This is a genomic window from Inquilinus limosus (assembly GCF_002195995.1).
GTDB lineage: Bacteria > Pseudomonadota > Alphaproteobacteria > DSM-16000 > Inquilinaceae > Inquilinus > Inquilinus limosus_C.
Genome location: NZ_NHON01000083.1, coordinates 1 through 20,001, shown reverse-complemented (window position 1 = coordinate 20,001; position 20,001 = coordinate 1). Strand labels below are relative to the sequence as shown.

General features: G+C 70.8%; 18 protein-coding genes. 9 read left to right on the top strand and 9 right to left on the bottom strand.

The window, feature by feature from the left end:
- On the top strand, positions 1-684 hold the full coding sequence (locus tag BWR60_RS28565; RefSeq protein ID WP_088155418.1) for a CpaD family pilus assembly lipoprotein: 684 nt from the start codon (positions 1-3) through the stop codon (positions 682-684).
- Between the two features lie 21 nt (positions 685-705).
- Here the strand turns inward: BWR60_RS28565 and BWR60_RS28560 are convergent, their stop codons facing one another.
- A complete protein-coding gene (locus tag BWR60_RS28560; RefSeq protein ID WP_179221989.1) occupies positions 706-1,470 on the bottom strand; it encodes a tetratricopeptide repeat protein in 765 nt (254 codons plus the stop codon).
- Positions 1,471-1,648: 178 nt separating this feature from the next.
- Entirely contained in the window at positions 1,649-2,245 is a 597-nt protein-coding gene (locus BWR60_RS28555) for a YcbK family protein (protein ID WP_088155414.1), read from the bottom strand.
- A 209-nt stretch (positions 2,246-2,454) separates the two neighbouring features.
- Here BWR60_RS28555 and BWR60_RS28550 point away from each other — a divergent pair, with 209 nt between their 5' ends.
- Positions 2,455-3,078, top strand: a complete 624-nt coding sequence (locus BWR60_RS28550) for a CDP-alcohol phosphatidyltransferase family protein (protein WP_088155412.1) — start codon at positions 2,455-2,457, stop codon at positions 3,076-3,078.
- On the opposite strand, the gene BWR60_RS28545 is transcribed toward BWR60_RS28550, so the two are convergent.
- The 5 genes from BWR60_RS28545 to aepX all read right to left on the bottom strand — a co-directional run bounded on the left by BWR60_RS28545 (position 3,069) and on the right by aepX (position 8,513).
- Positions 3,069-3,488, bottom strand: coding sequence for a DUF2141 domain-containing protein (locus BWR60_RS28545; protein WP_179221988.1), 420 nt, complete (start codon positions 3,486-3,488; stop codon positions 3,069-3,071). The two genes, BWR60_RS28550 and BWR60_RS28545, sit on opposite strands and share 10 nt — an antisense overlap.
- Positions 3,485-4,591, bottom strand: a complete 1,107-nt coding sequence (locus BWR60_RS28540) for a 2-aminoethylphosphonate--pyruvate transaminase (protein ID WP_088155410.1) — start codon at positions 4,589-4,591, stop codon at positions 3,485-3,487. Before BWR60_RS28540 ends, BWR60_RS28545 begins: the two co-directional genes overlap by 4 nt.
- Positions 4,591-5,586, bottom strand: a complete 996-nt coding sequence (locus tag BWR60_RS28535) for a lysylphosphatidylglycerol synthase domain-containing protein (protein WP_088155408.1) — start codon at positions 5,584-5,586, stop codon at positions 4,591-4,593. The genes BWR60_RS28540 and BWR60_RS28535 overlap by 1 nt, the downstream gene beginning before the upstream one ends.
- Positions 5,583-6,755, bottom strand: a complete 1,173-nt coding sequence (gene aepY / locus BWR60_RS28530) for a phosphonopyruvate decarboxylase (RefSeq protein WP_088155406.1) — start codon at positions 6,753-6,755, stop codon at positions 5,583-5,585. Before aepY ends, BWR60_RS28535 begins: the two co-directional genes overlap by 4 nt.
- Positions 6,756-6,833: 78 nt before the next feature.
- Positions 6,834-8,513, bottom strand: a complete 1,680-nt coding sequence (gene aepX, locus BWR60_RS28525) for a phosphoenolpyruvate mutase (protein ID WP_088155404.1) — start codon at positions 8,511-8,513, stop codon at positions 6,834-6,836.
- Between the two features lie 127 nt (positions 8,514-8,640).
- Between aepX and BWR60_RS28520 the strand changes: the two genes are divergently transcribed.
- The 4 genes from BWR60_RS28520 (at position 8,641) to BWR60_RS28505 (ending at position 11,859) form a co-directional block, all read left to right on the top strand.
- Complete coding sequence (locus BWR60_RS28520) at positions 8,641-9,399, top strand: NTP transferase domain-containing protein (protein ID WP_230983211.1); 759 nt, start codon at positions 8,641-8,643, stop codon at positions 9,397-9,399.
- Positions 9,400-9,401: 2 nt separating this feature from the next.
- Positions 9,402-10,190 carry a phytanoyl-CoA dioxygenase family protein gene (locus tag BWR60_RS28515; protein WP_088155402.1) on the top strand — a complete coding sequence of 263 codons (789 nt, stop codon included), beginning with the start codon at positions 9,402-9,404 and terminating at the stop codon, positions 10,188-10,190.
- A gap of 210 nt (positions 10,191-10,400) precedes the next feature.
- The gene (locus BWR60_RS28510) at positions 10,401-10,727 is read left to right on the top strand and encodes a pyrophosphatase (protein WP_088155400.1); all 327 of its coding nucleotides are present in this window, start codon (positions 10,401-10,403) and stop codon (positions 10,725-10,727) included.
- Between the two features lie 85 nt (positions 10,728-10,812).
- Positions 10,813-11,859: an LLM class flavin-dependent oxidoreductase gene (locus tag BWR60_RS28505; protein WP_088155398.1), complete on the top strand. Its 1,047-nt coding sequence runs from the start codon at positions 10,813-10,815 to the stop codon at positions 11,857-11,859.
- Positions 11,860-12,092: 233 nt separating this feature from the next.
- On the opposite strand, the gene hpnE is transcribed toward BWR60_RS28505, so the two are convergent.
- Both hpnE and BWR60_RS28495 read right to left on the bottom strand, forming a co-directional pair.
- Positions 12,093-13,379, bottom strand: coding sequence for a hydroxysqualene dehydroxylase HpnE (hpnE, locus tag BWR60_RS28500; protein ID WP_088155396.1), 1,287 nt, complete (start codon positions 13,377-13,379; stop codon positions 12,093-12,095).
- A complete protein-coding gene (locus BWR60_RS28495) occupies positions 13,376-15,112 on the bottom strand; it encodes a squalene/phytoene synthase family protein (protein WP_088155394.1) in 1,737 nt (578 codons plus the stop codon). The genes hpnE and BWR60_RS28495 overlap by 4 nt, the downstream gene beginning before the upstream one ends.
- A 254-nt stretch (positions 15,113-15,366) precedes the next feature.
- Between BWR60_RS28495 and hpnA the strand changes: the two genes are divergently transcribed.
- The 3 genes from hpnA to shc all read left to right on the top strand — a co-directional run bounded on the left by hpnA (position 15,367) and on the right by shc (position 19,761).
- A complete protein-coding gene (hpnA, locus tag BWR60_RS28490; protein WP_088155392.1) occupies positions 15,367-16,362 on the top strand; it encodes a hopanoid-associated sugar epimerase in 996 nt (331 codons plus the stop codon).
- A 265-nt stretch (positions 16,363-16,627) separates the two neighbouring features.
- Positions 16,628-17,809: a glycosyltransferase gene (locus tag BWR60_RS28485; RefSeq protein ID WP_230983212.1), complete on the top strand. Its 1,182-nt coding sequence runs from the start codon at positions 16,628-16,630 to the stop codon at positions 17,807-17,809.
- Entirely contained in the window at positions 17,806-19,761 is a 1,956-nt protein-coding gene (gene shc / locus BWR60_RS28480; RefSeq protein WP_088155388.1) for a squalene--hopene cyclase, read from the top strand. Before BWR60_RS28485 ends, shc begins: the two co-directional genes overlap by 4 nt.
- The last annotated feature ends 240 nt before the right edge of the window (positions 19,762-20,001 follow it).

Genomic DNA, 20,001 nt, shown 5'->3' with positions numbered 1-20,001 from the left:
ATGAGGTTCCCGATCCAGCATCTCGCGGCCATCGCCCTGGCCGGCACCCTGGCCGCCTGCGAGCACAAATTCCCGGATTGGCCCGAGGATGGCTACACCAGCCTGTCGACCCCGGTGGCCCATCCGGTGCTGTTCGCGCCGCAGGCCTCGAGCCTGAGCGCGACCGAGCGCAGCCGGCTGGTCGAGTTCGTGCGCGGCGCCGGGCTGGCCCCGGGCTCCGCCGTCACCGTCGCGGCCGGCGGGCCGAGGGCGGCGGCGCGGCAGGAGGCGGTGGCGGCGGTGCTGCGCGGCACCGGCCGCTACAGCATCTCGCTGGTCAACGACCCCTCCGCCTCCGACACCGTGCAGGTGGCGGCGGCCGGGCAGCAGGCGCTGTGGCCGAAGCGCTGCCTGAACCCGGACGGCTCGCTGCCGGAGGATCTGCCGATGGGCTGCGCCAACGATCTCAACCTGGCGCTGCAGGTCGAGCGCAAGAGCGACCTGTTCCAGGGGCGCCAGATGGGGCCGGCCTTCGCCAACCCCTCGGTCCGCGCCGCCGAGCGCTACCTGCAGCTGGACGGCAGCGACAACACCGACGCCGATACGGATACGCAGAACAAGCGCAGCCAGGCGGGCATGGTCCTGCCACCGTCATCCGGAACCGGCAACAGCACCACCGACATCTCCGGCGGCGGCGCCCCTTAGTCCGGGCGCCGGCGCCGCGGCTCAGCCGATCGTGCCGATCGCCTGGGCCCGCCGCACCGGGTCCTTGATGCCGCGGATCCGCCGCGCCGCGCTGAGCAGGCTGCGCGCCTCCTTCGCCGACAGGGCTGACTCGGCCACCTTCCGCGCCTCCTGGGTCTTGCCGTCCATGGCCAGCACCAGCGCCAGGTTGCGCTGCTGCACGGCGGTGGCGTCGGGCGCCGCGGCGGCCTCCCGCATCACCTGCACCGCCTCGCCGGTGTTGCCGGCCAGGGCGTAGGAGAGGGCGAGGTTGGTCTTCAGGCTGACATTGCTGGGGGCCTTGAGCAGCGCCTTCTGGTACAGGCTCTGGGCCTCCTGCGGCCGGCCCAGCAGGGCCAGCGCGGTGCCCTTGGCCAGGATGGTCGACACGTCGTCCGGCTTGCGGGCCAGCGCCTGGTCCAGCACCGCGATCGCCTCCTGCGGCTTGCCCTGGGCCAGCTGCACCTTGCCCAGGCCGCGCAGGGCATCGACATTGGTCGGCTCCACCGCCAGGGCGGCGTGATAGTAGCTGGCGGCGCGCACCGGGTCCCCGGCCTGCAGCGTGGCATCGCCCAGCTTGACCATCGGCTGCGGGTTGCTGGGATCCTCGGTCGCGGCCCGCTGGTAGAAGGTCATCGCCGTGTCGGGGTCGCCCGCGGCGCGGATGTTGTCGCCCATCCGGAGCAGCGAGGTCGTCTGTGACTCGCCGCATCCCACGACGATTAGGGTCGCGGCGAGGACGGCGGCGCGGGTGAACGGGAACGGCATGGCGGCGGGCTCTCCCCCTCGAAATGCAGAGTCCGGTGCGCCCGTGGCGGGCGCGCCTGCGCGGTCACGCATGGCTGACCCATGGATAGGACGATCGTGCCGCCGCGTCGACCCTGCGATTGGGAATCCCATCCGGTCGTGCCGATTGTCATCGGGCCGTCACGGGCAGCGGCTGCGTTCAGCCGTGCCAGGTGCGGAGGTTGCCGGAATCGATATGGGTGAAGCCCGGATACTGGCCGACACCGCCGATCTGCAGCGCCAGGGCGCAGCCGACCAGCTGGCTCGGCGGCACCTTCTCGAAGGTCAGGTCGATCGCCCGGCCGGCCATGTGCAGCGAGTTGCGGGCCGTGCCCTCCAGCGAGGAGTTGGTCTTCAGCGTGCGGTAGCCGGAATTGATCGTCGCCCTGCCGCTGAAGCCGGCGCGCTGGGCCACCGTGCGGATCACCGCCAAGGCCCAGAACAGCCGCGGATCCATCTGCACCGTCGCGGTCTGCCGCCAGTCGCGCAGGAACCAGTCGAGCTTCTGCAACTCGGCGACGTCATAGCCATTGGGGCCGTAGAACCGGCCGACATAGGTCTCGCCCGTATGGGCGTGGCCGAGCTCGAGATAAGGCTCGACCCGGTTGTGGACCTCGTCCAACAGCGAACCGGGGCGCGCCGCGGGCGGCAGGGCATAGGCGGCCGGCCCGGCCAAAGCGATGCCGCCGACGACGCCGAGGGCGGCGCGGCGTGTGAGGGTCGGCCCCAGGGGCCGGGAGGGAATGGGCGCAGTCATGCGAAGACAGCCTCGGCAGGCGACGAAACCCAACGCGACGCTATACCATAGCTCAGGACCGGCGACGGATTGCAATCGCAACGGCGTGAAAGACGCGTCGCGGCTGCGACGCAGGCATGCCGAGACCGTTGCCTTAGATTCGGCATGATGGTCTAGAAAACAGGACGGATCAGAGCATTGCGGATGGCTGCGGAGACGACAGAGACAGGATGAGCCACGACACCCTGATCCACCGTATCGTCCGGCCGGTCGTCCGGCGGATCGCGCCGACCGGCGTCACCCCGAACCAGCTCACCACCGTGCGGCTGGCCACCGGCGTGGCGGCGGCGCTGGGCTTCGCCTGCGGCGGGGTCTGGGCCGATCTGGGTGGGATCATGTTCCTGCTGTCGATGCTGTTCGACCGGGCCGACGGCGAGTTGGCGCGGCAGACCGGGCAGATGAGCCCGGGCGGCCACCGCTACGACCTGTGCGTCGACTGCCTGTGCGACGCCATCGCCTTCATCGGCATCGGCATCGGGCTGGCCCGGGCCGGCCTCGGCCTGCCTCCCATCCTGCTCGGCGCGGCGGCCGGCATCGGCATCGGTGTGCTGTTCTGGCAGCTCAACGTGACCAAGGTGATCGAACTGTCGCGCTACGCCATGCGCCATCGCGGGGTGGTGGCCGACCCCGACGACGCCCTGGCCCTGGTGCCGGTCTTCGTCTGGCTCGGCCTGGCCTGGCCGATGCTGATCGCGGCGGCGGTGATCACCCCGGCGGGCGCAGCCTGGCTCGGCGTCCTGTCGCGGCGGCCGAAGGCGGCGGTCCAGAAGAAGCCGGCGACGGCTCAGAAGTAGCGCAGCCGGAGGCTGATCCGCGTGCCCTGCGGGCCGACGGTGAAGGCGGCGTCCTTGAAGTCCGGCGGGGCGAAGAAATAGGAGGGGTCGCGGGAGAAGGCGACGCCTTCCTCCGGCACGCCCAGCAGGGTGCGGTCGATCTTGCGGTTGTCGTTGACGTCCTGATAGCCCTGGGCGGCGTAGACGCCCGGGGCGACGTTCTGGAACACCACCGTCGCCTGCGGCACCGTGGCCGGCGCGGTGCTGCTGTAGGGGCAATCGTCGCCCAGGAACTTGTCCTGCGGGCACAGCGACAGCCGGATCGTGCCCTTGGCTTCCTTGATGTTGGCCACGACGATCTCGACCGTCGCCGCCGAGGCGGTGGCGGCGAGCCCGAGCCAGGCCGAGATGACGAGCAGAGGGATTTTCACCGGCGCATCTCCGACAGGGTGTCCTCGATGGCAACGAGCAGGGCCTGGAAATCGTTGCGGTCGAGGGCGCCGATGCAGCCGATGCGGAAGCTGTCGGCCCGGGTCAGCTTGCCCGGATAGATCAGGAAGCCGCGCGCGGCCAGCGCCTCGTAGAACGGCTCGAAGGTGACGCGCGGATCGTCCAGCGGGTGGAAGGTGGCGATGATCGGCGCCTGCACCGCGGGGTCGAGGAACAGGCGGAAGCCCATCCGCACCATGCCCGCCGCCAGCGTGTCGAAATTGTCCTGGTAGCGGCGCAGCCGGGCGGCAGGGCCACCTTCGGCCTCCAAAAGGCGCAGCGCCTCGACCAGCGCCGCCACCACCTGCACCGGCGGAGTGAAGCGCCACTGGCCGTTGCCTTCGAAGCCGCGCCACTGGTCGTGCAGGTCCAGGCTGGTCGACGGGCTGTTGCCCTTCGCCGCCGCGATCGCCTGCCGCTCGACCAGGGCGAAGCCCAGGCCCGGCACGCCCTCCAGCCCCTTGTTGCTGGAGGCCAGCACCGCCGTGGCCGGCGTCGTGGAGAGGTCGATCGGCAGCGCGCCGAAGCTGCTCATCGCGTCCAGGATCAGCGGCCGGCCATGCCGGGCGACGACCGCCGCCACCGCCTCGAACGGGTTGAGGATGCCCGAGGTGGTCTCGCAATGGACCAGCGCGACATGGGTGATGGCCGGGTCGGCCGCCAGCGCCGCGTCGACCCGCTCCGGCTCCACCGGCCGGTCCTCGGGCCAGCGCAACGCCTCGACCGACCGGTCCAGGCGGGTGGCGATGGCGATCATGCGCTCGCCATAGGACCCGTTGGCCAGCACCAGCAGCTTGCCCGAAGGCGGCAGCAGCGTGGCGATCGCGGCCTCGACGATGAAGGTGCCGCTGCCCTGCAACGGGATCGCGACATGGCTGGCCTCGGCGCCGGCGACGGCCAGCAGCCGCTGCCGCAGCTCTGCCGTCAGGGCGATGAAGGCGCGGTCGCGCGAGCCCCAGTCGCGCAGCATGGCGCGGCGGGTCTCGATCCGGGTGGTCAGCGGCCCCGGCGTCAGCAGGGCCGGATCTTCGGCGGACCAGGGCATCACGAGGCCTCCGAGGCACGGGCACGGCGGCGGCGGGCCAGGTGCCGGCCCTCCATCGCCTGCCAGGCCATCAGGCCGGGGACGCCCAGCGCGATCTCGCGGATCCGGCGGATCAGCGCCATCGCCACGGCGCTGTGCGGCGGAATGCCCAGCAGGCCGCAGATGACGATGAAGCCGCCCTCCTGCACGCCCAGCGCGCCGGGCACCAGCACGCCGGCGATGCGGACAGCCTGGGCCAGGCTCTCGATGATCACGGCGTCGCGCAGGCTGGGCTCGAGGCCCAGCGCCCACAGCGTTGCCCAGATCTCCAGGCAGCCGAGCAGCCAGGACACCAGGTGATGGCCGCCCGAGGTCCAGACCCGGCGGGCATGGTCGCCATACAGCGACACGATCGAATCATGCAGGCCGGAGACCTCGCCCAGCGACTCCCAGCCGAACTTGTCGGCCAGGCGGATCAGGCCGCGCTCCAGCACCTTGAACATGCCGAAGCGCTGGGCGCCGATGAACAGCACCACCAGCACGAAGCCGACGCCGGCGCCGGCGATGATCCAGGGTGTCATGGCGCCGTCATGGGCGCCCAGGAACAGCAGCACCAGGCCGAAGACGGTGAACACCACCTGGCTGGCCATCTGCGTGGTCAGGTCGACCACGATGGCGGCGCCGGACCGGTTCAGCGGCACGCCGCGCATCGCCAGCAGGCGGGCGGTGATCAGCTCGCCGCCGATCTGCGCCACCGGCAGCAGCGAGTTGATCGCCTCGCGGATCCAGCGCAGCCGGATGAAGAAGCTCAGCGGCGGCACCGGCCGTTCCGGCACCAGCACGCGCCAGCCGAGCGAGGAGAACAGGAACTGCGGGAAGTGCAGGGCGATGACGGCCAGGATGCCCCAGCCGGCGCCGGTCAAGGCCGCCCAGATCTCGGCGGCGCCGGTCAGCCAGACCAGCACGACCGCGACCGTCAGGCCGACGGCGATCCCGATGCAGGCGGGCCATTTCATGATGCGGTGCCGGCACCCGTTGCCGCCGGGCGCAGGCCGGCGAGGAAGTCCTGGAAGCGGCGGGCGACATCGGCCGGGCCGACGGTCGGACGCCCCAGCTTGTCCATCGAGCCCGGCGCGATGCGGACATGGATCAGCGCCGGTCGCGGCGCCTCGGACGCCGCGCGGAACGCGGCCTCGAACCCGGTCAAGCTGGCGCAGGACGCGGCGAACTGATAGCCGCAGGCCAGCGCCACCGCGGCGAAGTCGACCGAGGCGGAGACCGTGGCCTGGCCGCCGGTCGAGTCATGCACGCCGTTGTCGAGCAGGATGTGGATCAGGTTGCCCGGCGCCTGGGCGCCGATGGTGGCGAAGGTGCCCAGCTTCATCAGCGCGGCGCCGTCGCCGTCCAGCACCACGACGGGCGCCTCGGTGTTCAGCGCCACGCCCAGTGCCATGCCGGAGGCGCCGCCCATCGACCCGACCTGGTAGATGTGCTGCGGCCGGTCGGCCAAAGTGAACAGTTCGCGCCCGGCCTTGCCGGTGGTGGCGACCACGGCGGTGCGGTCGTCGGTCAGGGCCAGGAAGCGCTCCAGCACCGCCGCCCGGGTCGGGCGCGGCCCGGCCTCCGGCCAGTCGGCGCGGCGGCCGGGGCGGGGCAGGGACGCCGGCGGCGCCTGCAGATCCGCGTCCCGCACGTCGCCCTTCTTCATGACGAAGGCATAGGGCAGGCCGGTCTCGTCCATCCGCGCCGCGGCCTGGTCCAGCGCCGGGCCAAGCGTCTCGGTGGTGGCCGGGAACGGGGCCTGCGGCACCTCGATCAGCTCCAGCAGGTCCTGGGTGATGCGGCCCATCACCTCGTGCTGCGGCTCGTCCGGCTGGCCAGGCTGGCCGCGCCAGGTGGTGACGAACAGCGTCGGGATGCGGAACGGCGCGTTCAGCGAGGTCAGCGGATTGACCGCGTTGCCCAGGCCGGAGTTCTGGCACATGACGACGGTCTTGCGCCCGGCCAGCCAGGCACCGGCGGCGATCGCCACCGCCTCGCCCTCGCTGGCGGCGCCGACATAGGTCAGGGCCCGGCTCGACAGCACGCCGTTGATCAGCGGGGTCAGGAAGCTGCACGGGACCCCGGTGTAGAAGTCGTGGCCGCGCGCCTTTGCCGCTGCGATGAACTCGTCTGCGGTGATCATGCCGGTTCTTGTAGAATGCGACGGCCCGGGAGGGAAGCGGCGCGCGGACGCATGGCAGGGTCGCGCGCCGCGGTTCCGTTAGGTAAAATTGCGGGCGTCGGCCAAGTCGCTCAGCGTGTCGACATCCAGCCAATGGGCGGTGAAGTACTGCACCACCACCGGATGCCGGGCCGCCAGCCGGGTCAGCAGCAGCGGCAGGTCCGCCGTCTCCAGCAGCCCCTCGGCCTCGATACGATCGATCTCCTCGCGCAGCCAGACCGAGCCCTGGGCGCTGAACCGGGCCAGGCCGATCCATTCGCCGCTGACCTCGCCGGCCGGGATCGACTCGGACATCGACTTCAGATGCACCGGCGTGTCGTCCAGGTAGCTGCCGGAATAGGGCCGGTCGGCGGCGACGAGGTCGCGCAGGGTCTTCTTGGCCTGCTTGACCGACAGGCTCATGGCGTCGACCGCTAGGACGATGTCGCCCTCGCTCGACATCAGCCCGTCCAGGATGTAGCGGCGGAACAGCACGTCGCCATAGGCCACCACCGTCTCGCCCTCCAGCGCCTTGCGCGCCTGGGCCAGGGAGTAGACCTCGCCGGTCTCGTCGTAGCGGTCGTTGTCGACCGTCTTGATGCCCGGCACCACCACCGCTTCCTTGCGGTAGCCACGCACCACGGTGACGTCCTTCAGCCCGCTGCCGCCCAGGGTCGAGACCAGGCGCTGCAGCAGCGACTGGCCGCGCACGTCGATCATGCATTTCGGCTGGTCGCGGGTCAGCTCGTCGCCCAGATCACCGCGCGACGCGGCCAGCACCACGGCCTTCGGCGCCGCCTTGCCCGGCAGGTAGCGGCGCTCCGCCGCCTCCAGCTCGGCGTTGCCGACGATGGCGAAGATGTCGCGGACGCTGGCCACCCGGCCCTCGACCTCGCGCAGCGACTGGTCCTCGAAGATCTGCTTGGCGGTCTCGCGCATCGCCGTGATCGAGGAGCGCAGCAGGTGGTTGGCCCAGATCACGGTCGAGATGCCGGCCTGGCGGAACAGGTCGGTCGAGGTGGCGTAGTACATGGTCGGCACGATCACCACCGGCGACCGGTTGGCCCAGCGCTCGGTGAAGTCGAAGATCTCGTTGGCGGTCGACTTCTTGGAATGGATCAGCACCGCGTCGGCGCCGGCGGCGTGGTACGCCTCGGCCCGGCGCAGCGCCTCCTCCATGCCGCGGCCGGAGATCAGCGCCTCGATCCGCGCCACCAGCACGAAATCGTCATCGGTCTGGCTGTCCTTGCCGGCCTTGATGCGGCCGCAGAACTCCTCGATATCGGCCAGGGGCTGGGCCTCGCCGATGAAGGAGTTGGTCTTCGGGAACAGCTTGTCCTCGATGCAGACACCGGCGATCCGCCGCTCGCACAGCTTGCGCACCAGGCGGCGGACATTGTTGAAGTTGCCGTAGCCGGTGTCGCCGTCGACCAGGATCGGCAGCGTGGTCGCGTCGGCCATGTATTCGAGGACGTCGAGGACCTGGGTCCAGGACGCCTCGTTGCTGTCGCGCAGGCCCAGGCTGGCCGAGTTGGTCAGGCCCGAGGCCCAGATGCCGCGGAAGCCGGCTTCCTCGACGATCTTGGCGGAGAGGCCGTTATGCGCCTCCATCAGGAAGGAGAGGGTGGGGGAGAAGATCTCCTCGCGCAGCGCCGCGAACACCGTCTTCGGGCGGTCGGCCTTGGCCGAGGAGCCGCTGCCGGTCGAGCCCGCCGCAGCGGTGTCTTCCAAGGCCTTCATCGCTTCTTCACTCATGAAACCGGATGTCCGGGTTGCGGAATCTCGGCCGCCCGACTCCTTGCCGGGCCGGCAATTCGGCCTGTATCTTCGTTCGACTTCAGAAAAATGCAACCGGAGCATCACGGCCTTGTCATACTCCGATAGGCGGGCAGCCACCGCGATCATCCTCGCGGCCGGGGTCGGCCGACGCCTGGGAACGGCCGCTGGCGGGCCGAAGATCCTGCTCCAGTTCGGCGGAAGGTCGCTGCTGGAACGGCATATTGCCGCGCTCCATGCGAACGGGGTCGAGGACATCTCGATCACCATCGGCCATGAGGGCGACTCGATCCGGCGCGAGATCGACCGGCTCGGCCTGGGCGGCCGGGTCAGCTTCGTCGAGAACCCGCGCTATCGCGAGGGCAGCTTGGTCTCGCTGTGGGTCCAGCGCGAGCGGCTGGCCACCGGCGCGCCGGTGGTGCTGATGGATGGCGACGTGCTGTACCCCGCGCCGATGATCGGGCGGTTGCTGGACGGCGCGGCGGAGAACGTTCTGCTGGTCGACCGCGAGATCGAGCCGGGCGACGAGCCGGTGAAGATCTGCTTCCGTGGCGACGTCATCGTCGACTTCCGCAAGAAGCCCGAGCACGCGCATGACTGGCACGGCGAGTCGGTCGGCTTCTTCCGCTTCTCGCCCGACATGGCGCGTGCGCTCGGCGACCGCACGGACTGGTATGTGCAGCAGGGCATCACCACTGTTGAGTACGAGGAAGCGATCCGCGACCTGATCCTGGCGCAGCCGCGCCGCTTCGGCGTGGCGGATATCAGCGACCTGCCCTGGACCGAGATCGATTTCGACGTGGATGTGGCCCGCGCGCAGCGGGAGATCCTGCCGCAGCTGGAGCGTTGAGCATGCCCGATTCCCTGCCCGCTGGTGCCACCACCGGCCCGCTTTCGGCCGAGGACCTCGCGGCCTATGCGCGCACTGGCTGGGTCGCCGCCCGCGGCTTCTTCGACGCCGCCGAGACCGCGGCGATCACGCGCTGGACCGAGGAGCTCAGCGCCATGCCCGAGGAGCCGGGCAAGCACATGGTCTATTACGAGCCGAGCCTGCTCGACCCGGCCAAGCGGGTGGTGCAGCGGATCGAGAATTTCTGCCCGTACCACGCCGCGTTCGACGGTCTGGTCCGGCACGGCCGCCTGTTCCAGGCGGTGGAGCAACTGCTGGAGGCGCCGTCCTGCCTCTACAAGGAGAAGATCAACTTCAAGATGGCTGGCGGCGCGGGGTTCGAGCCGCACCAGGACCAGCAGGCCGGCTGGTCGCGCTACGCGCCCATTTTCCTGACCGTGATGGTCTCGGTCGACCGCGCGACGGTCGAGAATGGCTGTCTCGAGATGGCGGACATGCCGCGCCTGACCGGGCTGATCGGCGAGGAGTGGAAGCCGCTGACCGACGAGCAGATGGCCAGCTTCAAGCTGGTGCCGGTGCCGACCGAGCCGGGCGATGTGCTGTTCTTCGACAGCTACGCGCCGCATGCGTCGAAGCCGAACCTGACCGACAAGGCCCGGCGGATCCTGTACCTGACCTACAACCGCCTGGCCGATGGCGACCACCGCGAGCGCTACTTCGCCGAGAAGCGCGCGAACTTCCCGCCGGACATCGAGCGGCAGCCGGGCAAGGAGTACAAGTTCCGGGTCTGACGGACTGGCAGCCGTTCCCCCTTCTGTCATTGCCGGGCTTGACCCGGCAATCCAGGGGCCACCGAGAGCTGCTCTTGAAAGCCCCTGGATCCTCGGGTCAAGCCCGAGGATGACAATAAAATAGAGCCCTAAGCTAAGCTCGCCTCGGTTGCCATTTTTCCTCAACCGGACACCCGCGGGGGACCCGGGCATGACAATGAGGGGCTCCCCATGCTCGACCGCCTGAAGGACCAGTTCGAGGACGCGTCCCGCCGCTATGCCGAGGCCAATGGCGTGCGGCGCGACCCGGACTGGTTCCTGCTGAAGCTGCAGGAGGAGCTGGGCGAGCTGACCCAGGTCTGGAATAAGCTCACCGGCCGCGGCCGCACGCATGGCCGGTCCGAGGCCGAGCTGCGGCAGGCGCTGGCCGACGAGACTGCCGATATGCTCGGCCATGTCCTGCTGTTCGCCCGGGCCAACGGCATCGACCTCGCCGCCGCGGTGGAGAGGAAGTGGCGATTTCGGCCGGATGGGGACGCGGAGAAGGTCCGCGGATAGGACAGTCTGTTTCCATCACGGCCGTTGACCGGCCGATCGCGGTGGCCATCTCTGCGGTGAACTGCCTTAAAGCCCAGAGACCACCATGGCCCAGCCTCTCGAACTCGGACTCGACACCTTCGGCGACGTGACCACGGGGCCGGACGGCGCCCTGCTGCCGCATGGCCAGGTGCTGCGGAACGTGATCGAGGAGGCCGTGCTGGCCGACCAGCTCGGCATCGGCTTCTTCGGCGTCGGCGAGCATCACCGCGCCGATTTCGCCGTCTCCGCGCCCGAGGTGCTGCTGGCGGCGATCGCCGGGCGCACCAGGCAGATCCATCTCGGCTCGGCCGTCACCGTGCTCAGCTCCGACGACCCGATCCGGGTGTTCCAGCGCTTCTCGACCCTGGACGCGGCGTCGAACGGCCGGGCGGAGGTCATCCTCGGCCGCGGCTCCTTCACCGAATCCTTCCCGCTGTTCGGCTATGAGCTCAGCGACTACGAGACGCTGTTCGAGGAGAAGCTGGACCTGTTCGCGGCGCTGCTGAAGCAGGAGCCGGTGAGCTGGCAGGGCAGCATCCGGCCGCCGCTGCGCAACCAGAGCGTCTTCCCGCCGGTCGAGGGCGCGCGCCGGCTGAAGACCTGGATCGGCGTCGGCGGCAGCCCGGAATCGGTGGTCCGCGCCGCGCGATACGACCTGCCGCTGGCGCTGGCCATCATCGGCGGCGACCCGAAGCGCTTCCGCCCCTATGTCGACCTGTATCACCGCGCCTTCGAGCAGCTGGGCCGGCCGGTGCAGCCGATCAGCGTCCATTCGCCGGGCTATGTCGCCGACACCGACGCCCAGGCGCGCCAGGAGCTGTTCGCCGACTACAAGCGGATGCGCGACAAGATCGGGGCGGAGCGCGGCTGGCCGCCGATGGGGCAGGGCGAGTTCGAGCGCGAGGCCGAGCACGGCTCGCTCTATGTCGGGTCGCCCGAGACCGTGGCGCGCAAGATCGCATCGACCGTCGGCGCGTTGGGCGCCGTGCGCTTCCAGCTGAAATACAGCGCCGGCCCGCTGCCGCACGACAAGCTGATGCGCAGCATCGAGCTCTTCGGCAGCAAGGTCATGCCGCTCGTCCACGAGATGCTGGCCGAACCCGCCCGATAAGGCACCCGGCGCGGCCGTCTGACGGCGGTTCCCGTGCTTGTACCAGCACTCCGAAATATTGATCCGTCATGGCGAGCCCCGTAGGGGCGTGGCCATCCAGGGCCGCTCGCATCGGCCCCTGGATGGCCACGTCGCTTCGCTCCTCGCCATGACGGTGAAGAGATGGAAAAAGCGGTCTCAAAGGCGGCCGGTGCTGCTCGTCCGCCGCACTCGGCCCTCGACAGAAGTGGACATCACGCCAGCCGCTTTCTCGGACGGGCCCTGACCTTGCCGTTCGAGGCCCCGGCGGCGCGGACATGGTCGGCGGCGCGGAAGCCGGACAGCAGGCTGCCCTCGATCGTCGCCGGCAGGCCGGTGGCGGTCCAGTCGCCGGCCAGCCACAGATTGGGATAGGGCGTCGGGCAGCCGGGCCGCCGGGCCTCGTCGGCTGGGGTCTGGCGGATCGTCGCCCGCTTCTCCTTGATGATGCGGTAGGCGGGCAGGGGGCCGGCCAAATCCGGAAAGGCCTTCACCACATCGGCCCACAGCAGCGCCGCCAGCTCCTCCGCCGGCGCGTCGACCAGGCCGCGCGCGGCGCTGACCGTGGTGCTGGCGATGCCCGGCCGGCGGAACACCCAATGCGCGGTGCCGCCGACGATGCCGGCGATGTCGTGCGGCTCCTCCTTGAACGGAATGGCGAAATGGCCGTTGACGATCGGCTCGTCCGCCTCCGGCGGCGTCAGCCCCGGCACCAGCCGGGCGGCGATCGCCGGCGGCACCGCCAGCACCACCTGGTCGTCCGGCGCCAGGGGCAGGGTGCCCTGGTCCAGCTCCAGCGCCGCGATGCGGTCGTCCTCGAACTCCAGCGCCTTGACCCGCATGCCGGTCCGCACCGTCACGCGGTGCCGGTGCAGGAAGTCCAACGCCGGGTTGATGAAGGTATCGGCCAGGTCGGTGCGGGCGATCAGCGGGACGGTCTGCGCCCCGCCCTTGGCCAGGGTCTGCTCCACCACCGCCCACAGGCCGCGGGCCGAGGCCTCGTCGGCCGGGGTGTTGAGGGCGGAGACGGCCAAGGGCTCGATCAGGCAGCGATACAGCTCGCCTGGCGGCACCACGCCGGCCACCGTGTCCTCCGGCCCGGCCTTGGACAGGCGGCGCAGCGCCAGGTAGTCGCGCGGCCCCGTGCCCGGCACCCGGCGGCCCGACAGCAGCACCCACCAGGGCAGCCGGCCGCGGTTCGGCCGCACCGTGAATTCCCGGTTCTGCTCCAGGTCGACGAAGCGGAAGCCGGGCCGGGCCGGGGCCGCCAGCCGGTCGCCGGCGCCGATCAGGTCGAGATAGCGGCGGACGTTGCGATTGCCCGACAGCACCAGGTGGTTGCCGTTGTCGATCACCCGGTCCAACGCCGGCTCGTGGAAGGCGCGGCAGCGGCCGCCGGGCCGGGGCGTGGCCTCGTACACCACCGCCGGGACGCCGGTGCGGGCGAGCTCGACCGCGGCGGCGAGGCCGGCCAGCCCGCCGCCGATGATGTGGACGGTCATTTCAGCAGGACCGACAGCAGGATGCCGATCTTCTCGCGCTTCGACAGGCGCGGCCGCACCGACCGGTCGGCATAGCCGCGGGCCTGCAGCATCTCGAAGATCCGGCGGTAGCTGTATTGCATGATCAGCGCCGCCTTCATCCGCTTCTCCGTCCCCGCCGGCATCAGCCCGGGCAGGGCGGCGTAGAGCGGCTGGATCTCCGCCGCCAGCCGGGCGCAGACCTGGGCGATGCGCGGGTCGGCGGCGATGGCCGGGATCGGCGCGTCGGTCGGGATGCCGGCCTCGCGCAGCCAGCTTTCCGGCAGGTACAGCCGGCCCAGCCCGGCATCCTCGTCGACGTCGCGCAGGATGTTGGTCAGCTGCAGCGCCTCGCCCTGGGCCACGGCGAAGGCCTCGCTGGCCTGGTCGGGGCAGCCGAAGATCTTGACGGCCATGACGCCGACGGTACCGGCGACGCAGCGGGCGTAATGCGCCAGTCCGGCGCGGTCGGCGATGCGCACCTCGGCGGCGGCGTCGATGGTCATGCCGTCCAGCATGCCGTCGAATTCGGCGCGCGGCAGGTCGAAGCGGCGGATCGCCCAGATCAGCTCGCGGTCCAGCGGATCGCCACCCTGCCCGGCGAAGATCCGGTCCAGCCGCTGCCGCCAGGCCTGCAGGTCGGCGGTCTTCTCCGCCACCGCCGCGCCGGAATCGGCGATGTCGTCGACCTGGCGGCAGAAGCCATAGACGGCGTAGATCGCGCGGCGGCCATCGGCCGGCAGGATGCGCATGCCGGCGGCGAAGGAGGATTTGGCGCGGAACACCGCCATCCGCACCAGCGCCGCGTCGTCCAGCGGCTTGGCGCCGAAGGCCATGACCGACAGGCCGGGGCGCAGCGCGCGGGCGAAGTCCGGCTTGCTCAGCGCCACCCGCATCAGGATCGGGTCGCCCCGGCGCAGCCGCGCCGCCAGCTTCCGGGCCAGCCACAGCATGACGCTGACCTCCGCCGCCAGCGGGCGGGAGGTCAGCTGGCCGGGCAGGGTGCTGGCGGTGTCGAGCAGGACGTCGGCGATGTCGAGGCAGCGGTCGATCACCGGCCGGCGCAGCCGGGCGCCGGCCTCGTCCGCGGCGAAGAAGCGGTCGATGCCGCCGGCCGCGTCGATCCAGTCGGTCGGCACATAGATCCGGTGCAGCTTGCGCCAGTCGTCGCCGCAATCCTGCAGGTGGTTCAGGATCTGCAGCACAGTGCACAGCGCATCGCCGGCCGGGAAGGTCGCGTCGGACTGGCCGTGCAGCCGCAGCAGGTAGCGCCCGACCGGATTGGCCGAATAGCGGCAATAGTCGACCAGGTCGTCCCAGCTGCGGCAGCTGCGATTCTCGGAATCGCGGCGGAAGGCCACCAGCAGGTCGCGGCAATCGACCAGCCCGACGCCGGTGGCGGCGATCGAGGCGCGCATCCGGGCGGCGGCTTCCGGCCCGCCCTGGACCAGCCCGGCATCCAGCGCGTCGAGCCGGGCCAGCTTCTCCGCCGTCGGCAGGTCGGTGTCGTCGCCGATATCGTCGGCGGCGCGGGCGAAGCGGTAGAAGGTGGCGATGTGAGGCCGGTGGCGCTTCGGCAGCAGCCAGGAGCCGACCGGGAAGTTCTCCTGGCCGGAGGTCTTGCTGGCCGGCACCTCCACGACGCTCACGCCGGTCGAGGCGGGGACGTCGGGTGGTGAAGAATTGACGATGGCACGGTCGGCCGGCACGGTCATGATCGCCTGTCTTGTCTCGGCCGGGGCCGTTCGGGAAATGGTGGCATGGCGGCTATCCGCCGCGCGGCCCCGGACCGCGCCACCAGATCGCAGACCCCGCTGAATTGTCAAGGCAAACGGCCACGGACCAACGGCCGCAGCAGGGGAGAGTTACGGCTTTTTCGGTTGCGGTTGTCGGCCCGCTTCGACAGTGTCGCCGCCATGATGACAGTGTCGCGACAGGCCGCGCTTCCGGCAGATCCCCGCGGGGACGAATGACCGAGATCGCCCTCGTCACCGGGGCCACCGGCTTCGTCGGCTCGGCCGTCGCCCGCGCGCTGCTGGCCGAAGGCCATCGGGTCCGGGCCCTGGCGCGCCCGGCCAGCGATCGCCGCAACCTGGCCGGGCTGGATGTCGAGCCGGTGACCGGCGACCTCGCCGACCCGGCCTCGCTGGCGCCGGCGCTCAAGGGCTGCACCGCGCTGTTCCACGTCGCCGCCGACTACCGCCTGTGGGTGCCGGACCCGCAGGCGATGCTGCGCACCAATGTCGCCGGCACCGCGGCGATCCTGCGCGCCGCCGCCGCGGCCGGGGTGGCCCGCGCCGTCTACACCTCCAGCGTGGCGACGCTGGGCCACCATGCCGATGGCCGGCCGGCGGACGAGACCACCATGGCGACCGAAGGCCAGATGATCGGCCTGTACAAGCGCTCGAAGTTCCTGGCCGAGGATACGGCGCGCGCGGTGGCCGCCGAGACCGGGCTGCCGGTGGTGATCGTCAACCCCTCGACCCCGATCGGGCCGCGCGACGTCAAGCCGACCCCGACCGGCCGGATCATCGTCGAGGCTGCGACCGGCCGCATCCCGGCCTTCGTCGACACCGGGCTGAACCTGGTCCATGTCGACGACGTCGCCCAGGGCCATCTCTCCGCCTTCGCCCGCGGCGTGCCGGGCGAGCGCTACATCCTGGGCGGGGAGGATTTCGCGCTGTCCGCCATCCTGGCCGAGATCGCCGCCCTGGTCGGCCGCAAGGCGCCGAAGATCCGGCTGCCGCTGGGGCCGATCTGGCCGGTGGCCCTGGCGGCAGAGACGGTGTCGCGCTTCACCGGCAAGGAGCCGATGGTGACGCGCGACGCGCTGCGCATGGCGCGCAAGACCATGTATTTCTCCTCGGACAAGGCCCGCGCCGCGCTGGACTACCGGCCGCGGCCGGCGCGCCAGGCCCTGGTCGACGCGCTCGACTGGTTCCGGGCCAACGGGTACCTCGGATGATCGGCTCAGCCCGGCTACCTCACACCTCCTGCGCCCTGCGCCGGTTCAAAATGCCGACGGGGCAGGAGAGCGGCGCAGCGCGATGCCTTTGCATCGGGCAAGCCGTTCGACGCACCCAGTCGGCATTTTCAACCGGCCCGGAGGGTCGTCTTGCGGCGGCCGCCTGCGGGAGTGGGCCGCTCAACCGTATGTCCCTATACGCTTTTCGCGTCCCGCTCCCGCATCCGACTCACCACAAGACGACGCAGGGCGTAGGGGGTGTGAGATAGCCGGGCTAATCCTCGCCCTCGCCAGCCTCGCGGCGTGGCTCAAGCTGTGGCTGGCCCAGGGCCGGTTCTGGGAGGCCGTGACCGCGCCTGCAGCACCGCCGCCGGCGGAATGGCCCGGCGTCGTCGTGGTGATCCCGGCGCGCAACGAGGCCGAGGGCATCGGCGCCGCGGTCGGGTCGCATCTGCGCCAGGCCTATCCCGGCCGGCTGCGGGTGGTGGTGGTCGACGACCAGTCGACCGACGGCACCGCCGACCTCGCCCGCGCCGCGGCGGAAGCGGCGGGGGCGCCCGACCGCCTGACCGTGATCTCCGGCGCGCCGCTGCCTTCCGGCTGGGTCGGCAAGATGTGGGCGGTGTCGCAGGGCGTCGCCGCGGCGGAACGGCTGGAGCCCGAGGCGCGCTGGATCCTGCTGACCGATGGCGACATCGTCCACCGGCCGAACAATTTGGCGCAGCTGGTGGCGCGCGGCGAGACGGACGGGCTGGACCTAGTGTCGCTGATGGTGCGGCTGCGCTGCCTCGATTTCGCCGAGCGCTGGCTGGTGCCGCCCTTCGTCTTCTTCTTCAAGATGCTGTACCCTTTCGCCTGGGTGAACCGGGCGGACAAGGCCACGGCCGGCGCTGCCGGCGGCTGCATGCTGGTGCGACGCGAGGCTTTGGCCCGGATCGGCGGCATCGCCGCCATCCGCGACGCGCTGATCGATGACTGCACCCTGGCGGCCGCGCTGAAGCGCCACGGCCAGATCCGCCTCGACCTCACCGACGAGGCGGAGAGCCTGCGCGTCTATGGCGATGTCGGCGAGATCTGGCGCATGGTCGCCCGCACCGCCTACACCCAGCTTCGGTATTCGCCACTGCTGCTGCTCGGCACCGTCGCCGGGCTGATCGTCACCTATGTCGCGCCGCCGGCCCTGACCATCCTGGGAGAGGGGGCAGCACGCTATGTCGCCCTGGCCGCCTGGGCGATCATGAGCGCCACCTACCTGCCGATGCTGCGCTTCTACCGGCGCTCGCCGCTGTGGGCGCCCTTCCTGCCGCTTGCCGCCGTGGTGTATCTCGGCGCCACCATCGATTCGGCGCGGCGCCACTGGGCCGGGGTCGGCGGGGCCTGGAAGGGCCGCGTCTACGACCAGCCCGGCGCCTCCCTGTCCCGTCAGCCGTCAGACCCGTCCCCATGACCATCTCCAGCCCTTCTTTTCAGACCGAAGACCTCGCAGGCCCCACCCGCGCTAGCCTCGACGACGCGATCGGCCGCGGCGTCGGCGGGCTGTTGGATCTGCAGCGCGAGGACGGCCACTGGGCCTTCATCCTCGAGGCCGACGCCACCATCCCGGCGGAATACATCCTGCTGAAGCACTTCCTCGGCGTGGTCGACCGGGAGAAGGAGGCGAAGCTCGCCGACTACATCCGCAGCATCCAGTCGGACCGGCATGACGGCTGGCCGCTGTGGCATGACGGGCCGTTCAACATCAGCGCCAGCGTGAAGGCCTATTTCGCGCTGAAGGCGGCGGGCGACGACCCGGACGCGCCGCACATGGCCCGCGCCCGTGCCGCCATCCTCAAGGCCGGCGGCGCCGCCCGGTCCAACGTCTTCACCCGAATCCTGCTGGCCCTGTTCGAGCAGGTGCCGTGGCGCGCCGTGCCGGTGATGCCGGCGCAGATCATGGTGCTGCCCTCCTGGTTCCCGTTCCAGCTGAACAAGGTGTCGTACTGGAGCCGCACGGTGATCGTGCCGCTCTTGGTGATCATGGCCAAGAAGCCGCGGCCGGCTACCCCGGGCGCGCTGTCGATCCAGGAGCTGATGGTCGAGCCGCCGGAGCAGGTGAAGAACTGGCATGTGCATGTCGACGGCACCTTCTGGGGCACCTTCTTCCGCCGGCTGGACGGCGTGCTGCGGCCGATCGAGCCGTTCTTCCCGCGGCGGCAGAAGTCGATCCGCAAGGCGGTCGCGTTCGTCACTGAGCGGCTGAACGGCGAGGACGGGCTGGGCGCGATCTATCCGGCCATGGCCAATTCCGTGATGATGTTCAAATGCCTGGGCTATCCGGACGACCATCCGGACCCGAAGATCGCCTGGGCCTCGGTCGAGAAGCTGGTCGACACGGTCGGGGGCGTGACCTATGCCCAGCCCTGCCTGTCGCCGGTCTGGGACACGGCGCTGACCGCCCATGCCCTGCTGGAATCCGACGATCCCGAAGCGGTGGCGCGGGCCAAGCGGGGGCTCGACTGGCTGGTGCCGCGCCAGGTTCTGGACGTGAAGGGCGACTGGGCCGAGCGCCGGCCGGATGTGCGGCCCGGCGGCTGGGCCTTCCAGTACAACAACGCGCATTATCCGGATCTCGACGACACCGCGGTCGTGGTCATGGCGATGCACCGGGCGGACCCGGAGCGCTATCGCGAGGCGATCGACCGCGGCGTCGAATGGCTGCTCGGGCTGCAGAGCAAGAATGGCGGCTGGGCCGCCTTCGAGGTCGACAACACCTATCACTACCTGAACCACATCCCCTTCGCCGACCATGGCGCGCTGCTAGACCCGCCGACCTCCGACGTCACGGCGCGCTGCCTCAGCATGCTGGGCCAGCTCGGCCGACGGATGGACGACCCGGCGGTGGCGCGCGGCGTGGCGTTCCTGCGCCAGGAGCAGGAGGCCGACGGCTCCTGGTTCGGGCGCTGGGGCACCAACTACATCTACGGCACCTGGTCGGTGCTGTGCGCCCTCAACGCCATCGCCATGGACCCGCAGGACCCGATGATCCGCAAGGCCGTGGCCTGGCTCGCGGCGCAGCAGCGCGAGGATGGCGGCTGGGGCGAAAGCGGCGACAGCTACTACGAGGGCAAGCCGGAGATGACGCCGGCCACCTCGACCGCGTCGCAGACCGCCTGGGCGGTGCTGGCGCTGATGGCAGTGGGCGAGACCGAGAGCCCGGCCGTGGCCCGCGGCGTCGCCTGGCTGTCGGCGCATCAGCGCGCGGACGGGCTGTGGGACGAGCCCAGCTTCACCGCGGTCGGTTTCCCGCGCGTGTTCTACCTGCGCTACCACGGCTACCCGGCCTTCTTCCCGACCTGGGCCCTGTCCCGCTATCGCCGCCTGCGCGACAGCAACAGCGGCCGGGTCGAGGTCGGGATGTGAGAGACCATCTGGACTCGCGCCGGAGTGGCCGTCCGATGGCCGGCAATTTCTCCCTGAGGGCAGCACAATTCTCTCTAGTCCCCCCTCCCCTTGCGGGAGGGGGGCAGGGGGAGGGGGCTGTCGATCGAAGGATGGCGGCGTTTCAGGACCGGGACAGGTTGCCTATCGGGTCGGAGGCCATCGATCTGCCTTGGCGGTACGAACCCCCTCCCCCTACCCCCCTCCCGCGAGGGGAGGGGG

Coding starts and splice junctions, on each gene's coding strand:
- BWR60_RS28565 (WP_088155418.1), top strand. CDS start 1: ATGAGGTTCCCGATCCAGCATCTCGCGGCCATCGCCCTGGCCGGCACC.
- BWR60_RS28560 (WP_179221989.1), bottom strand. CDS start 1,470: ATGCCGTTCCCGTTCACCCGCGCCGCCGTCCTCGCCGCGACCCTAATC.
- BWR60_RS28555 (WP_088155414.1), bottom strand. CDS start 2,245: ATGACTGCGCCCATTCCCTCCCGGCCCCTGGGGCCGACCCTCACACGC.
- BWR60_RS28550 (WP_088155412.1), top strand. CDS start 2,455: ATGAGCCACGACACCCTGATCCACCGTATCGTCCGGCCGGTCGTCCGG.
- BWR60_RS28540 (WP_088155410.1), bottom strand. CDS start 4,591: ATGCCCTGGTCCGCCGAAGATCCGGCCCTGCTGACGCCGGGGCCGCTG.
- BWR60_RS28535 (WP_088155408.1), bottom strand. CDS start 5,586: ATGAAATGGCCCGCCTGCATCGGGATCGCCGTCGGCCTGACGGTCGCG.
- aepY (WP_088155406.1), bottom strand. CDS start 6,755: ATGATCACCGCAGACGAGTTCATCGCAGCGGCAAAGGCGCGCGGCCAC.
- aepX (WP_088155404.1), bottom strand. CDS start 8,513: ATGAAGGCCTTGGAAGACACCGCTGCGGCGGGCTCGACCGGCAGCGGC.
- BWR60_RS28515 (WP_088155402.1), top strand. CDS start 9,402: ATGCCCGATTCCCTGCCCGCTGGTGCCACCACCGGCCCGCTTTCGGCC.
- BWR60_RS28510 (WP_088155400.1), top strand. CDS start 10,401: ATGCTCGACCGCCTGAAGGACCAGTTCGAGGACGCGTCCCGCCGCTAT.
- BWR60_RS28505 (WP_088155398.1), top strand. CDS start 10,813: ATGGCCCAGCCTCTCGAACTCGGACTCGACACCTTCGGCGACGTGACC.
- hpnE (WP_088155396.1), bottom strand. CDS start 13,379: ATGACCGTCCACATCATCGGCGGCGGGCTGGCCGGCCTCGCCGCCGCG.
- BWR60_RS28495 (WP_088155394.1), bottom strand. CDS start 15,112: ATGACCGTGCCGGCCGACCGTGCCATCGTCAATTCTTCACCACCCGAC.
- hpnA (WP_088155392.1), top strand. CDS start 15,367: ATGACCGAGATCGCCCTCGTCACCGGGGCCACCGGCTTCGTCGGCTCG.
- shc (WP_088155388.1), top strand. CDS start 17,806: ATGACCATCTCCAGCCCTTCTTTTCAGACCGAAGACCTCGCAGGCCCC.